We start from the raw sequence: 14,859 nt of genomic DNA on the forward strand, positions 1-14,859 counted from the left end.
ACCGCCCGCCCCGGCAACCGCCTGCCGCGGCCCGCGGCCGCACCGCCCGCCCCGGCTCGCCACCTGGCCCCGGTAGCGGCCAGGGTCCGGATCCGGCCCGTCCGGCCCGTCCGGCCCGTCCGGCCCGCGCCGGGACGACGGGACGCCGGAGGCGCCGGGCTCGCCCCGTACGGAGCCGGGCGCAGCAAGCGCCGCCCCGGACGCACCGGCCGTCGCGGGCGCGTCCGGGGCCGTGCCGTTCAGGACACGATGTCCTTGCGGGCGAACCCGCGGAAGGCCAGCGCGAAGAGCACCAGCGCGTAGCCGGTCGACACCGCCGCGCCCTTGGCCATGCCGGACCACTCCAGGTGCGGCTGGAGCGCGTCGATCCAGGCGTACTGCCAGTGCGCCGGCAGCAGGTCGCGCCAGTCGCCGAGCGCGGTCACCGCGTCGAGGACGTTGCCGACGATGGTGAGGCCGACGGCGCCGCCGACCGCGCCCAGCGGCGCGTCCGTCCGGGTCGACAGCCAGAACGCGAGCCCGGCGGTGACTAGTTGGGAGACGAACACGAACGCGACGGCGACCGCCAGCCGCGCCACGCCGTCCCCGGCGGCCAGCGCCCCGCCGGCGGGCAGCCGCAGCGGCCCCCACCCGTAGGCGACCGTGCCCGCGGCGAGCGCGACCACCGGCAGCAGCACCATGGCGGCGGCGCTGAAGCCGAGCGCCACGGCGAGCTTCGACCACAGCAGCCGGGCCCGCGGCACGGGCGCCGCCAGCAGGTAGCGCAGCGACGACCAGCCGGCCTCGGAGGCCACCGTGTCCCCGCAGAACAGCGCGACGGGGATCACCAGCAGGAAGCCGGCGGACACGAACAGGCAGGTCGCGGCGAAGTTGAGGCCCGACGCGGTGGCCGTGTCCATCAGCGTGATGCGGTTGTCGGGTCCGTCCCGGTCGTCGCCGCCGATCGCGAAGGCCGCGATCAGCACGAACGGCAGGGCGGCCAGGACCGCGCCCATGACGTACGTCCGGCGCCGCTTGAGCTGGCGCACGGCCTCCACCCGCAGCGGCAGGGTGTGCCGGGCCCGGTAGCCGGGCGCGGCGTCGAGCAGCGGTGTCATGCGGATCCGCCTCCTCCGATCAGGGTGAGGAACGCGTCCTCCAGGCGGCGGTGCGGCCCCACCTTGGCCACCGGCACGTCGAGCCGGACGAGTTCGGCGACGAGGCCGCTCGCGGTGGCCCCGTCCAGCCGTACGAGCAGGCCGCCCTCCGCGCGGGTGGCGGACGCGACGCCCGCGAGGGCGCCGACCTTGTCCACCACCGCGTCCGGGAGCGTGCCCGCGACGGTGACGAGCAGGGTGTCGCCGCTGCCGACGATGTCCGCGACGGGACCGGCCTGCACGAGCCGCCCCTGGTCCATGACGACGAGGTGGGTGCAGGACTGCTCGACCTCCGCGAGGAGGTGGCTGGAGACGATGACGGTCCTGCCGGCGGCGGCGTAGCGGACCATCACGTCCCGCATCTCGCGGATCTGCGGCGGGTCCAGTCCGTTGGTCGGCTCGTCGAGGATGAGCAGGTCGGGCAGGCCCAGCATGGCCTGGGCGATGGCGAGCCGCTGCCGCATGCCCTGCGAGTAGGTGCGCACGGCGCGGGCGAGGGCGTCGCCGAGTCCGGCGATCTCCAGTGCCTCGTCGATGTGCGCGTCGGCGGCGGGGCGGCCGGTGGCCCGCCAGTACAGCTCCAGGTTCTCCCGCCCGGACAGGTGCGGCAGGAAGCCGGCGCCCTCCACGAAGGCCCCCACGCGGGACAGCACGGGCGCGCCCGGCCGCACGGCGTGGCCGAAGACCCGGATCTCGCCGCCGTCCGGGGAGATGAGCCCCATCAGCATGCGCAGGGTGGTGGTCTTGCCGGCGCCGTTCGGTCCGAGGAGCCCCAGCACCTGGCCCTTCTCCACCCGGAAGGACAGGTCCTGCACGGCGTACCGGTCGGCGGACCGGCTGTACCGCTTCGTCAGGCCGGTGATGGTCAGCGGCACGTCCGCCAGTGCCGGGTCGGGGGCGGGCGCGGCGCTGCGGCGGCGGGTGGTCAGCAGCAGCCCGGCGGCGGCGACGGCGCCTCCCGCCGGGATGCCCCAGACCCACCAGGGCAGGGCGGCGGCCCGGGTGCTCACCCCGGGTGCGGTGGGCACGGACAGCGCGCCGCCGGCGAGGCCGACGGTGTAGGAGGCGGGGGCGGCCGGCGAGGCGTAGCCGAGGTCGGTGGCGGCCAGCACGACCCGGAGCCGGTGCCCGGCCTCCACCTCGTGGTCGATGGCGGGCAGCGTGAGGGTGACCTCCCGCGGCTCCCCGGCGTCCTGGATCCGCACGGGCGCGACGAGTTGCGAGGGCAGCACCTGGCGGCGGCCGTCGGGCCCCACGTCGTAGACCTTGCCGAAGAGCACGGCCTCGCCGCTGTCGGAGGCGACGCGCACCCGGACGGTCGGCGACCCGGTGATCCGCAGCGGCTCGTCGAGCGGGGCGGTGTCGAAGCGCGCGTACTGTCCGGGGAAGTCCAGCGACAGGCCGCCGACGCCGAGCGACGACAGCTGGGAGAGGCCGCCGCCGAGCCCGGGGACGGCGGACACGGCGGGCGGGGCGGCCCCGGCGGGGTTGCGGAAGGTCTGCGGGCTGCCGGTGAGGGGCACGTCCCGGGTGCCGGCCCGCAGTCCCGGGTAGCGGTCGGCGGAGGCGCCGCGCAGCCGGGCCTGCCCGTCGGTGGAGTCGACGCCACCGGTGCGGCTCACGCGGAAGGCGGGTCCCGTGTCGGCGCCCTCCTCGCCCTTGAGGTGGCGGTCGAACCAGCGGGTGATCCGCTGTGCGACGCGGGCGGCCTCCTGGTCGCCGCCGTCGTGTCCGCCGGCGGCCCAGTCCACGGCGACGGGCGCGCCGTTGGCCGCGATGGCGCGGGCCATGGCGTCGGCGTGCGCGAGCGGGAAGAGCGAGTCGGACCGGCCCTGCACGATGAGGGCGGGCACGTCGATGCGGCCCGCGACGGCCGAGGGGCTGCGCGCCTCCAGCAGGGCGCGGGCGTCCGCGTCGGGCGTGCCGCTGACGGCGACCCGCTCGTACATGGCGCACAGCTCGGGCTGGAACCGCCCGCAGCCGGTGGCGGCGGGGCCCGCGCCGCTGCCGGGGGTGCCGGCCGGACGGCCGGCGCCGGGGCCGTCCACGGTGCCGGGGGTGTCGCCGGGGCCGTCGCCGGGTGCGGCTCCCGTGCCGGGGGCGGCGCCGGAGGTGAAGAAGATGCCGGCCCACAGCTTCTTGAACACGCCGTCGGGGAACAGCGCGTCGGCGAGGTTCCAGTAGGCGATGTGCGGGGCGACGGCGTCGACCCGGCGGTCGTACCCGGCGGCGAGCAGCGACACCGCGCCGCCGTACGAGGTGCCCGTGACGCCGACCCGCGGGTCCCCTTCCGCGTCGAGCAGCACCTCGGGGCGGTGGGCCAGCCAGTCGATGAGCCGCTGGACGTCCTTGACCTCGTGGTCCGGGTCGTTGAGCCCGATCGTGCCGCCGGACCGCCCGAAGCCGCGGGCGGACCAGGTCAACACGGCGTACCCGTCGCGGGCGAGCCCCTCGGCCTGGGCGCGTACGTCGTCCTTGCTGCCGCCGAACCCGTGCGCGAGGAGCACGGCGGGGCGGCGGCCGCCGCCCCCTGCGGTGAAGTAGGAGGTGTCGATCGCGGCGCCCGGCATGTCCATCACGGCGTCCTGGCGCTGCACCGCGGATTCGCCGTCCGAGGCGGCGGCCGTCCAGGTGCCGGCGCCCGCGAGCACGGCGGCGGCCGCGGCGAGCGCGGCCCACCGGCGCCGCCGCGTCCGGGGAAGTCGGATCTGCATGCCCCGACCCTAGACGGACGGGCGGGCGGTCTCGGCCCCCGCCGGTCGGAATCCGGTGGCCTCCCTGAGAGGTACGGACTACGGTCCCCGTACACCAGACGCGGTACGAGGGGGCGCCTCACCATGGAGATCCGCAGGGCGACGACGGTCGCGGAGCTGCTGGCCGCGGCCGACCTGTACGACGGCCCGCCCCGCCCGGAGTGGGCGGAGCGGTTCCTGGCCTCACCCGGCCATCTGATGCTCATCGCCCACGAGGACGGGGCGCCGGTCGGCATGGTGTCCGGCATCGAGATGCTCCACCCGGACAAGGGCGCGGAGATGTGCCTGTACGAGCTGTCGGTGGCGGAGCCGTACCGCAGGCGCGGCATCGGCCGGGCGCTGACGGAGGCGCTGGCGGCCGAGGCCCGGGCACGCGGCTGCTACGACCTGTGGGTCGGCGTCGACCCGGACAACGCAGCGGCCCTGGCGACGTACCGCTCGGCGGGCGCCCTCGACGAGGGCCCCTTCACGATGCTGGCCTGGCCGTTCACCCCGGCCTCCTAGCGCGGCCGCGGCCTCGGGTCCCTGGCGGCCTGCCGGCGCGCCCGCCTCCGGGACGGGTGCTCCGCGGCTTCCCGGACGCGGCCGTCCCCGCCGGCCCTGCCGTACGGCGGGGCGGGCGGGGACGGGGACGTGCCGGGGGCTCAGTGGTTGCGGGGGAAACCCAGGTCGATGCCGGCCGGCGCCTCCGCCGGGTCCGGCCACCGGGTGGTGACCACCTTGCCGCGGGTGTAGAAGTGCACGCCGTCGTTGCCGTAGACGTGGTGGTCGCCGAAGAGGGAGTCCTTCCAGCCGCCGAACGAGTGGTAGCCCACCGGCACCGGGATCGGCACGTTCACGCCGACCATGCCCGCCTGGACCTCCAGTTGGAAGCGCCGCGCCGCGCCGCCGTCCCGGGTGAAGATCGCGGTGCCGTTGCCGAACGGCGAGGCGTTGACGAGGGCCAGGCCCTCCTCGTACGTCTCGGCGCGCAGCACGCACAGCACGGGGCCGAAGATCTCGTCCTGGTAGGCCCGGGCGGTGGTGGGGACCTTGTCCAGCAGGGACAGCCCGATCCAGTGGCCGCCCTCGTGGCCCTCCACGCGGTAACCGGTGCCGTCGAGGACGACCTCGCAGCCCTCGGCGGCGGCGCCCGTCACGTAGGAGGCGACCTTGTCGCGGTGCTCGCGGGTGATGAGCGGTCCCATCTCCGAGTCCGGGTCCGTGCCGGGCCCGACCTTGACCTTCTCGGCCCGCTCGCGGATCTTCTCCACGAGCGCGTCGCCGGTCGCGCCGACCGCGACGACCGCCGAGATCGCCATGCAGCGCTCGCCCGCCGAGCCGTACGCAGCGGAGACCGCGGCGTCGGCCGCCGCGTCGAGGTCGGCGTCGGGCAGCACCAGCATGTGGTTCTTGGCGCCGCCCAGGGCCTGCACCCGCTTGCCGTTCGCGGAGGCCGCGGCGTGCACGTACCGGGCGATGGGCGTCGAGCCCACGAAGGACACCGCCGCCACGTCGGGGTGCTCCAGCAGCCGGTCCACGGCGGGCTTGGCGCCGTGGACGACGTTGAAGACGCCGTCCGGGAGCCCGGCCTCCGTCAGCAGCTCGGCCAGCCGCACGGAGGCCGACGGGTCCTTCTCGCTGGGCTTCAGCACGAAGGTGTTGCCGCAGGCGATGGCCAGCGGGAACATCCACATCGGCACCATGGCGGGGAAGTTGAACGGGGTGATGCCCGCGACCACGCCGAGCGGCTGGCGGATGGCGGCCACGTCGACCCCGGTGGAGACCTGGGTGGACAGCTCGCCCTTCAGCTGGGTGGTGATGCCGCACGCCAGGTCGACGATCTCCAGGCCGCGGGCGACCTCGCCGAGCGCGTCGGAGTGCACCTTGCCGTGCTCGGCGGTGATGAGCGCGGCGATCTCGTCGCGGTGCGCGTCCAGCAGGGCGCGGAACCGGAACAGGACGGCGGTGCGCTGCGCGAGCGACGAGGTGCCCCATGTCGCGTAGGCGGCCCGGGCGGCGGCGACGGCCTCGTCGACGTCGGCGGCGGAGGCGAGGGCGACCCGCGTGGTGACCTCCCCCGTCGCGGGGTCGGTGACCGGCCCCCAGTCCCCCGACGTGCCCTCGACGGTCCTGCCGGCGATCCAGTGGTGGACGCTCTTCGTCATGTCGCAGGTGCTCCTTCCAGTTGGCGGCCACGGATGGCGGCGGCGTCAGGCCGATCCCACCACGCCGGGTCCCGGGGCGGCGCCCGACACTGTGTCGGGCGTTCCCCCGTCGCCGTAGACACCCCTGTCCTACCCATGCCGTCCGGTTGTCTCCCTCCCGTCACACTTGTCTCGATCACGCGGGTTTCCGGTCACAGATGCTCCACAGTCCGTCCGGATCCGGTCACTCTGCGTTGCCGAAGGGCACAGGGCTGGTGATCACCAGTCCGCGCCGGCGGCTCCCCCGACGACCCCGCCCGGGTCGCGCCGCGGCGCGTCCAGGGAGGTGCCTGACGATGACGGACAGAAGGCTCTGGTCGTACAAGGAGATCGCCGCCCACATCCGGGTGCAGCCGGACACGGTCCGCTCCTACCGCAAGCACGGGCTGCTGCCCCGCCCCGACCACGTGGAGGGCGGAAAACCGTACTGGTACGCGGACACCGTGCGCGCCTGGGTGGCGAACCGGCCGGGCAACCGCAACCGCCGGGACTGAGCCGGACGCGCGGCGCCCGCACGAAGATCCTCGCTTCATACCCCCTAGGGGTATAACATGGCACGTGCGAGGCGCCCCGCGCCCACCAGCGCCACCGCCCGCACCCGCACACACACCGGAGGAGAACGTCATGACCCCCGAAACGAGGACCGAACTGCCCCAGGCCGGCGGCTCCTGCTGCTCGTCGAACGGCTCCGGCCGCGGCGAGGCGGCGACCGGGCAGAGCGCCGGCGTCACCGCGGTCTACGAGGTCAAGGGCATGACCTGCGGCCACTGCGAGGGCGCCGTGCGCGAGGAGGTCTCGGCGCTGCCCGGTGTCGTGTCGGTCGAGGCGGCGGCCGCCACCGGCCGGGTGACGGTCGTCTCCGCCGCACCGCTGGACGAGGAGGCCGTACGCGCCGCCGTCGACGAGGCCGGCTACACCCTGGTGGGCCGCGCCACCGCCTGAGCGGCAACCCGCGCGGGGACCCCCGCCGCCCTACGGGCCGTGCTGCACCTTTTGGTGCGGTACGGCCCGTTCTGCCGCCCCGCTCAGGGTCGGAGCGCACGTGAATTCACCTTCACGTGACTCACCAGACCTTCACAAAGAGACCTAGATCACAGATATTTGGGGGTAACCATTTGGATGGCTCGCGAGTCTAAATGGGCGATGCCAAGAACGTCTTGGGGGACGTTCATGGGGTGTCTTGGGGGACATCCCAGGCAAGCGTTGGCCGGGGCACGTGCACCGGGGAGCTTTGAGCGGCCCTCCCGATCCGTACGTACCCCGGCAGATCGCGCGGCAGACGCCCGACCGGATCCCGTGGGGGGAATCCGCTGTCGGGGACATGGGAAGCGCCCCGCTCGTCGACCCGTGGGGGGATCGGCAGGCGGGGCGCTTCTCGCTTCTCGCACTACGGCGGAGCGGGTGACGGGGGGCGGGCCCCCCGTCGGAGGTCAGCCGCTCAGCGGGCCTCGACCGGCACGAAGTCGCGCTCGACCACACCGGTGTAGATCTGGCGCGGGCGGCCGATGCGGGAGCCGGGCTCCTTGATCATCTCGTGCCACTGGGCGATCCAGCCCGGCAGCCGGCCGAGGGCGAACAGCACCGTGAACATCTCGCTCGGGAAGCCCATCGCCCGGTAGATCAGACCGGTGTAGAAGTCGACGTTCGGGTAGAGGTTGCGCTGGACGAAGTAGTCGTCGGCGAGCGCGTGCTCCTCCAGCTTGAGCGCGATGTCGAGCAGCTCGTCGGACTTGCCGAGCGCCGACAGCACGTCGTGCGCCGCCGCCTTGATGATCTTGGCGCGCGGGTCGAAGGACTTGTACACCCGGTGGCCGAAGCCCATCAGGCGGACGCCGTCCTCCTTGTTCTTCACCTTGCGGATGAAGGTGTCGACGTCGCCGCCGTTCGCCTGGATGCCCTGGAGCATCTCCAGCACGGACTGGTTGGCGCCGCCGTGCAGGGGGCCCCACAGGGCGGAGATGCCCGCGGAGATCGAGGCGAACATGTTCGCCTGCGAGGAGCCGACCAGGCGGACCGTGGAGGTGGAGCAGTTCTGCTCGTGGTCGGCGTGCAGGATGAGCAGCTTGTCGAGCGCCGAGACCACGACCGGGTCGAGGTCGTACTCCTGCGCCGGCACCGAGAACGTCATGCGCAGGAAGTTCTCGACGTACGAGAGGTCGTTGCGCGGGTAGACGAACGGGTGGCCGATCGACTTCTTGTAGGCGTAGGCCGCGATCGTGGGCAGCTTGGCGAGCAGCCGGATCGTGGAGAGGTGGCGCTGCTCCTCGTCGAACGGGTTGTGGCTGTCCTGGTAGAACGTGGACAGCGCGCTGACCACGGACGACAGCATGGCCATCGGGTGGGCGTCCCGCGGGAAGCCGTCGAAGAACCGCTTGACGTCCTCGTGCAGCAGCGTGTGCTGGGTGATCTCGTTGGTGAAGCCCGCCAGCTCGTCGACCTTCGGCAGCTCGCCGTTGATCAGCAGGTAGGCCACCTCGAGGAAGGTCGAGCGCTCGGCGAGCTGCTCGATCGGGTAGCCGCGGTACCGCAGGATGCCCTGCTCGCCGTCCAGGTAGGTGATCGCCGATTTGTACGCGGCCGTGTTGCCGTAGCCGCTGTCCAGCGTCACCAGGCCCGTCTGCGCGCGGAGCTTCCCGATGTCGAAGCCCGTGTCGCCCACGGTGCTGTCGACCACCGGGTAGGTGTACTCGCCGTCGCCGTACCGCAGTACTACAGAGTTCTCGCTCACGTCATCCCTCACCGACGTAGTGCCTCTTCTTCGAGGTGCCCTGACTGTCTCTACCATCCCCCACTTGGCTCAGCAGAGTGCACTCGGGGTCGACCATTGCGCCTATTGGCGGCACTCAGTGCCGTCAACCTGCACATCTTGCCCCCTTCGCCCCGGTTGGGAAAGTCCTGATCAATCCTTGGTGATGTTTCCCACCGGCAGCGCCGCGGACAGCCGGTGGTCCAGCGCGGTGAACCGCCGACCAGCGGAGACGGTCCGCACCGCCTGGCCGATCGCCCTGCGGGAGCCGACGAGGACCACCAGCTTGCGGGCGCGGGTCACGGCCGTGTAGAGCAGGTTCCGCTGGAGCATCATCCAGGCGCCCGTGGTGACCGGGATCACCACCGCCGGGTACTCGCTGCCCTGCGACCGGTGGATCGTCACCGCGTAGGCGTGGGCCAGCTCGTCCAGCTCGTCGAAGTCGTAGCCCACCTCCTCGTCCTCGTCGGTCCGCACGGTCAGCCGCTGCTCGTCCCCGTCGATCGCGGTCACCACGCCGACCGTCCCGTTGAAGACGCCGTTCTCCCCCTTCTCGTAGTTGTTGCGGATCTGGGTGACCTTGTCGCCGACGCGGAAGACCCGGCCGCCCAGCCGCTTCTCCGGCAGGTCGGGGCGGGCCGGGGTGATCGCCTGCTGGAGCAGCGCGTTCAGCGTGCCCGCACCGGCGGGGCCGCGGTGCATGGGTGCGAGCACCTGCACATCGCGGCGCGGGTCCAGCCCGAACTTCGCGGGCAGCCGCCGGGCCGCGACGTCGACGGTGAGCCGCCCGGCCTCCTCGGTGTCCTCCTCCACGAAGTGGAAGAAGTCCGGCAGCCCGCTCGTCACGGGGAACTCGCCCGCGTTGATCCGGTGGGCGTTGGTCACCACCCCGGACTGCTGCGCCTGCCGGAAGATCCGCGTGAGGCGCACGGCGGGCACGGGCCCGCCGGGGGCGAGCAGGTCGCTCAGCACCTCCCCCGCCCCCACGCTGGGCAGCTGGTCCACGTCCCCCACGAGCAGCAGGTGCGCGCCGGGCGCGACGGCCTTGACCAGCTTGTTGGCGAGGAGCACGTCCAGCATGGAGGCCTCGTCCACCACGACGAGGTCGGCGTCGAGCGGCCGGTCCCGGTCGTAGGCGGCGTCCCCGCCGGGCTTCAGCTCCAGCAGCCGGTGCACGGTGGACGCCTCGGCGCCGGTCAGCTCCGCCAGCCGCTTGGCCGCCCGGCCCGTGGGGGCGGCCAGGACGACCTTGGCGCGCTTGGCGCGGGCCAGCTCCACGATGGACCGCACGGTGAACGACTTGCCGCAGCCGGGCCCGCCCGTCAGCACCGCCACCTTCCGGGTCAGCGCCAGCCGCACCGCCTCCTCCTGCTCGGGCGCCAGCTCGGCCCCCGTGCGGTCCGCGAGCCACGCCAGGGCCTTGTCCCACGCCACGTCGCGGAAGGCCGCCAGCCGGTCGTCCCCGGCCCGCAGCAGCCTCAGGAGCTGCCCGGCGAGCGAGCACTCGGCGCGGTGGAACGGCAGCAGGTACACCCCCGTGACCGGCTCCCCGTCCGCCCCGGGCACCCGCTCCCGCACGACGCCCCCGGCCTCCTCGTCCTGCGCCATCTCCCCGAGGCAGTCGATGACGAGCCCGGTGTCGACCTGGAGCAGCTGCACGGCGTCCGAGATGAGCCGCTCCTCGGGCAGGAAGCAGTGCCCCTGGTCGCCGGACTGCGACAGCGCGTACCGCAGCCCCGCCTTCACCCGCTCGGGGCTGTCGTGCGGGATGCCGACGGCCCGGGCGATGCGGTCGGCGGTGAGGAACCCGATGCCCCACACGTCGGCGGCCAGCCGGTAGGGCTGCTCCCTGACCACGGCGATGGAGCCGTCGCCGTACTGCTTGTAGATCCGCACGGCGATGGAGGTCGACACCTCGACGCTCTGCAGGAAGACCATGACCTCCTTGATGGCCTTCTGCTCCTCCCACGCCTCCGCGATCCTCCTCGTCCGCTTCGGCCCGAGCCCCGGCACCTCGACGAGCCGCTCCGGCTCCTCCTCGATGATCCTCAGGGTGTCCGTGCCGAAGTGGCGGGTGATGCGGTCCGCGAACACCGGCCCGATGCCCTTGACCAGGCCGGAACCGAGGTACCGCCGGATGCCCTGCACCGTCGCGGGCAGCACGGTCGTGTAGTCCTCGACGGTGAACTGCCGCCCGTACTGCGGATGGGAGCCCCAGCGCCCCCGCATCCGCAGCGACTCCCCCGGCTGGGCGCCGAGCAGCGCCCCCACGACCGTGAGCAGCTCCCCGCCGCCCCGCCCGGTGTCGACCCGGGCCACGGTGTAGCCGTTCTCCTCGTTGCAGTACGTGATCCGCTCCAGGACCCCTTCGACCACAGCCAACTGCGCCATGCCCCGACGCTACCGGGCGCCTCCGACAGCCGGGCGCGCACGGTGCGCGGCCGGCGGCCGCGCGGCAGGGCGGAGTGCAGGGTCTCGCGGAAGTGCGGCGGCCTCCGCGGCGTGCGGCTGCGGCTGCGGCTCACGGGCCGGGCCGGAGGCGGGCCTTGGCCCCGGCGGCGGGAGCCGTCCGGCACGGCAGGGCCATGCTTCGCGGGCAGCCGGGCTCAGCCGGTACCGGCGGGGCCCGGTATACCGGAGGAGCCCGGTCCGACGACGGACCGGGCCCCTTCCTCCCCCCCTGGCGCGAGCCCTCCTGGTTTCCCCCCCCGGGTCCCCCCTCTCGGGCTCTGCCGATACATACGACACCCGTCACGCCCAAAGGGTTGCACGGATGCGGGGGGTGATTTTTTCGGAAGCCCGGCTGCCGTTTGGCCGGCCGCTCAGAGGGCGTGCTCGACATAGCGTCGGGCCGTCTCCTCCAGGACCTCGACGCCGTCGCGGGCCCACAGGGCGTCGTTGAACAGCTCCACCTCGACGGGGCCCGTGTAGCCGGCCGCGTCGGCGCGTGCCCGCCATGCCCGCAGGTCGACGCAGCCGTCCCCGATCTGGCCGCGCCCGGTCAGGACGCCCGCGGGCAGCGGGGTGGTCCAGTCGGCCAGCTGGAAGGCGTGGATGCGGCCCTGCGCGCCCGCGCGGTCCACGGCCGCCGGGGCGCGGTCGTCCCACCAGACGTGGTACGTGTCGACGCAGACGCCCACCTGCGCGGCGGGGAACGGCTCGGCGAGTTCCAGGGCCTGGTCCAGGGTGGAGACCACGCACCGGTCGGCCGCGTACATCGGGTGCAGCGGCTCGATGGCGAGCCGCACGCCGCGGTCGGCCGCGTACGGCGCCAGTTCGGCCAGAGCGTCCGCGACGCGCCCCCGGGCCGCGTGGAGGTCGCTGCTGCCCGGGGGCAGGCCGCCGCAGACCAGCACCAGCGTGTCCGTCGAGCGCCGCCGCCTCGTCGACGGCCGCGCGGTTGTCGTCCAGGCCGGCGGCCGTGGTGAAGAAGCCGCCCCGGCACAGGCTGGTGACGGCCAGGCCCGCGTCCCGCACGAGCCTGGCGGCGGCCTCGACGCCGTACTCCCGGACGGGCTCGCGCCACAGGCCGACGCCGGGGACACCGAGGCGCAGGCAGTGGGCGGCAAGGTCGGGCAGGGCGAGCTGCCGGACCGTCATCTGGTTGATGCTGAACCGGGAGAGGTCCCCGACGGCGCTCACCGGATGCCGCCGTTCACCGTCAGCAGCGCCGCCATGCGGTCGCGGGCCAGCTCCGGGTCGGGGAAGAGACCGAGCCCGTCGGCCAGTTCGTACGCGCGGGCCAGGTGCGGCAGCGAGCGGGCGGACTGGAGGCCGCCGACCATCGTGAAGTGGTCCTGGTGGCCGGAGAGCCAGGCCAGGAGGACGACACCCGTCTTGTAGAAGCGGGTGGGGGCCCGGAAGAGGTGGCGGGACAGCTCCACCGTCGGGTCGAGGAGCTCGCGGAACCCCTTCACGTCACCGGTGTCCAGGACCCGGACCGCCTCCGCCGCCAGCGGGCCCAGCGGGTCGAAGATCCCCAGCAGGGCGTGGCTGAAGCGCCCTCCCGCCGCCGGCTCGTCGCCCGCGATCAGCTCCGGGTAGTGGAAGTCGTCCCCGGTGTAGCAGCGCACGCCCTCGGGCAGGCGGCGGCGCAGGTCGACCTCCCGGCCCGCGTCCAGCAGGGAGATCTTGACGCCGTCGACCTTGTCCGGGTGCGCGGCGACCACCTCCAGGAAGGTGTCCGTCGCCGCGTCCAGGTCGGCCGACCCCCAGTAGCCCTCCAGCGCCGGGTCGAACATGGGGCCGAGCCAGTGCAGCACGACCGGCTCGCCCGCCTGGCGCAGGAGGTGGCCGTAGAGCGCGAGGTAGTCGTCGGGGCCCTGGGCGGCGGCCGCGAGGGCGCGCGACGCCATGAGGATCGCCTGGGAGCCGGTCTCCTCGACGAGGGCGAGCTGCTCCTCGTACGCCTTCCGCACCTCGTCGAGGGAGGCCGGGCCGGGCGGGAGCTGGTCGGTGCCGACGCCGCAGGCGATGCGGCCGCCCACCGCGCGGGCCTCGGCGGCCGACCGGCGGATCAGCTCGGCGGCGCCCGACCAGTCGAGGCCCATGCCGCGCTGCGCGGTGTCCATGGCCTCCGCCACACCGAGGCCGTGCGCCCACAAGTGGCGGCGGAAGGCGAGGGTGGCGTCCCAGTCGACGGCGGCCGGGGAGTCGGGGGCGGTGTCGGCGTACGGGTCGGCGACGACGTGCGCGGCGGAGAAGACCGTACGGGAGGCGAGCGGGGCACCCGCCGCGAAGCGGCGCGGTTCGCCGCGGGGCCGGTACGCGCGGGTGGAGCCGTCGGGGTTCGGCAGCCTCAGCGCGGTCACAGCGACAGCTCCGGCACCTCGAAGCGGCGGCCCTCGGCGGAGGACTTCAGCCCCAGCTCGGCCAGTTGGACGCCGCGGGCGCCGGCGAGCAGGTCCCAGCGGTAGGGCTCGTCGAGCACGACGTGGCGCAGGAACAGCTCCCACTGGGCCTTGAAGCCGTTGTCGAAGCCGGCGTTGTCGGGGACCTCCTGCCACTGGTCGCGGAAGGAGTGGGTGACGGGCAGGTCCGGGTTCCAGACCGGCTTGGGGGTCGCGGAGCGGTGCTGCACGCGGCAGCCGCGCAGGCCCGCGACGGCGGAGCCGTGCGTGCCGTCCACCTGGAACTCGACGAGTTCGTCGCGGTGGACCCGCACCGCCCAGGAGGAGTTGATCTGGGCGACGGCGCCGGGCGCGAGGGCCTCGCCGGCCAGCTCGAAGATGCCGTACGCGGCGTCGTCGGCGGTGGCGGCGTAGGGCTTGCCCTGCTCGTCCCAGCGCTGCGGGACGTGCGTGACCACGTGGGCGTTGACGCTGCGCACCCGGCCGAACAGCTCGTGCAGCACGTACTCCCAGTGCGGGAACATGTCGACGACGATGCCGCCGCCGTCCTCGGCGCGGTAGTTCCAGCTGGGCCGCTGGGCCTCCTGCCAGTCGCCTTCGAAGACCCAGTAGCCGAACTCGCCGCGCACGGAGAGGATCTCGCCGAAGAACCCGCCGTCGATCAGCCGCTTCAGCTTGAGCAGGCCCGGCAGGAAGAGCTTGTCCTGCACGACGCCGTGCTTGATGCCGGCGCCGCGGGCGAGGCGGGCCAGGCCGAGGGCGCCGTCGAGGCCGGCGGCGGTCGGCTTCTCGGTGTAGACGTGCTTGCCGGCGCCGATCGCCTTGGTGAGGGCCTCGGCGCGGGCCGAGGTGACCTGGGCGTCGAAGTAGACGTCGGTGCGCTCGTCGGCGAGGACGGCGTCGAGGTCGGTGGACCACTCGGTGAGCCCGTGGCGCTCGGCGAGGGCGCGCAGGGCGTGCTCGCGGCGCCCGACGAGGACCGGCTCGGGCCACAGGACCCGGCCGTCACCGAGGTCGAGCCCGCCCTGCTCGCGGATCGCGAGGATGGAGCGCACCAGGTGCTGGCGGTAGCCCATCCGTCCCGTGACGCCGTTCATGGCGATCCGCACTGTCCTGCGTGTCACAGGTCCCCTCCCGGAGTGAAGCCGTCCAACGCTTGATAGCAAGCGCTTTCTATGCGTCGTGACG

The 14,859-nt window shown here is 73.9% G+C and carries 10 protein-coding genes and 1 pseudogene; 3 read left to right on the forward strand and 8 right to left on the reverse strand.

The window, feature by feature from the left end; all coding sequences use genetic code 11:
* Window positions 1–239: 239 nt before the first annotated feature.
* Window positions 240–1,097 (reverse strand): ABC transporter permease, encoded by an 858-nt coding sequence (locus L6E17_RS12130; protein ID WP_236240760.1) that lies wholly within the window; start codon window positions 1,095–1,097, stop codon window positions 240–242.
* Entirely contained in the window at window positions 1,094–3,850 is a 2,757-nt protein-coding gene (locus tag L6E17_RS12135) for an alpha/beta fold hydrolase (protein WP_236240761.1), read from the reverse strand. The genes L6E17_RS12130 and L6E17_RS12135 overlap by 4 nt, the downstream gene beginning before the upstream one ends.
* Before the next feature lie 123 nt (window positions 3,851–3,973).
* Here L6E17_RS12135 and L6E17_RS12140 point away from each other — a divergent pair, with 123 nt between their 5' ends.
* The gene (locus L6E17_RS12140; protein WP_236240762.1) at window positions 3,974–4,393 is read left to right on the forward strand and encodes a GNAT family N-acetyltransferase; all 420 of its coding nucleotides are present in this window, start codon (window positions 3,974–3,976) and stop codon (window positions 4,391–4,393) included.
* A gap of 140 nt (window positions 4,394–4,533) precedes the next feature.
* On the opposite strand, the gene mmsA is transcribed toward L6E17_RS12140, so the two are convergent.
* Window positions 4,534–6,036, reverse strand: a complete 1,503-nt coding sequence (gene mmsA / locus L6E17_RS12145) for a CoA-acylating methylmalonate-semialdehyde dehydrogenase (RefSeq protein ID WP_236240763.1) — start codon at window positions 6,034–6,036, stop codon at window positions 4,534–4,536.
* 335 nt (window positions 6,037–6,371) lie between these two features.
* Here mmsA and L6E17_RS12150 point away from each other — a divergent pair, with 335 nt between their 5' ends.
* Together L6E17_RS12150 and L6E17_RS12155 are read left to right on the forward strand one after the other, a co-directional pair.
* A complete protein-coding gene (locus L6E17_RS12150) occupies window positions 6,372–6,569 on the forward strand; it encodes an AlpA family transcriptional regulator (protein WP_236240764.1) in 198 nt (65 codons plus the stop codon).
* A 130-nt stretch (window positions 6,570–6,699) separates the two neighbouring features.
* Complete coding sequence (locus L6E17_RS12155) at window positions 6,700–7,017, forward strand: heavy-metal-associated domain-containing protein (protein ID WP_236240765.1); 318 nt, start codon at window positions 6,700–6,702, stop codon at window positions 7,015–7,017.
* 496 nt (window positions 7,018–7,513) lie between these two features.
* Here the strand turns inward: L6E17_RS12155 and L6E17_RS12160 are convergent, their stop codons facing one another.
* From L6E17_RS12160 to L6E17_RS12180, 5 genes and pseudogenes are all read right to left on the reverse strand, one after another.
* The gene (locus tag L6E17_RS12160) at window positions 7,514–8,803 is read right to left on the reverse strand and encodes a citrate synthase (protein WP_236240766.1); all 1,290 of its coding nucleotides are present in this window, start codon (window positions 8,801–8,803) and stop codon (window positions 7,514–7,516) included.
* A gap of 171 nt (window positions 8,804–8,974) precedes the next feature.
* Window positions 8,975–11,212 carry an ATP-dependent RecD-like DNA helicase gene (locus tag L6E17_RS12165; RefSeq protein ID WP_236240767.1) on the reverse strand — a complete coding sequence of 746 codons (2,238 nt, stop codon included), beginning with the start codon at window positions 11,210–11,212 and terminating at the stop codon, window positions 8,975–8,977.
* Window positions 11,213–11,643: 431 nt separating this feature from the next.
* Window positions 11,644–12,421, reverse strand: a pseudogene (locus L6E17_RS12170) (sugar phosphate isomerase/epimerase family protein).
* Window positions 12,422–12,459: 38 nt separating this feature from the next.
* A complete protein-coding gene (locus tag L6E17_RS12175; RefSeq protein ID WP_236240768.1) occupies window positions 12,460–13,632 on the reverse strand; it encodes a dihydrodipicolinate synthase family protein in 1,173 nt (390 codons plus the stop codon).
* Entirely contained in the window at window positions 13,629–14,795 is a 1,167-nt protein-coding gene (locus L6E17_RS12180) for a Gfo/Idh/MocA family protein (RefSeq protein ID WP_236240769.1), read from the reverse strand. Before L6E17_RS12180 ends, L6E17_RS12175 begins: the two co-directional genes overlap by 4 nt.
* Window positions 14,796–14,859 lie beyond the last annotated feature (64 nt).

The sequence above is a fragment of the Streptomyces sp. CC228A genome, from assembly GCF_021390935.1.
GTDB lineage: Bacteria > Actinomycetota > Actinomycetes > Streptomycetales > Streptomycetaceae > Streptomyces.

What these genes read in the sequence shown, in the direction of transcription:
- L6E17_RS12150 (WP_236240764.1), top strand. Translation starts at nt 6,372, where the DNA reads ATGACGGACAGAAGGCTCTGGTCGTACAAGGAGATCGCCGCCCACATC.
- L6E17_RS12140 (WP_236240762.1), top strand. Translation starts at nt 3,974, where the DNA reads ATGGAGATCCGCAGGGCGACGACGGTCGCGGAGCTGCTGGCCGCGGCC.
- L6E17_RS12135 (WP_236240761.1), bottom strand. Translation starts at nt 3,850, where the DNA reads ATGCAGATCCGACTTCCCCGGACGCGGCGGCGCCGGTGGGCCGCGCTC.
- L6E17_RS12165 (WP_236240767.1), bottom strand. Translation starts at nt 11,212, where the DNA reads ATGGCGCAGTTGGCTGTGGTCGAAGGGGTCCTGGAGCGGATCACGTAC.
- L6E17_RS12130 (WP_236240760.1), bottom strand. Translation starts at nt 1,097, where the DNA reads ATGACACCGCTGCTCGACGCCGCGCCCGGCTACCGGGCCCGGCACACC.
- mmsA (WP_236240763.1), bottom strand. Translation starts at nt 6,036, where the DNA reads ATGACGAAGAGCGTCCACCACTGGATCGCCGGCAGGACCGTCGAGGGC.
- L6E17_RS12155 (WP_236240765.1), top strand. Translation starts at nt 6,700, where the DNA reads ATGACCCCCGAAACGAGGACCGAACTGCCCCAGGCCGGCGGCTCCTGC.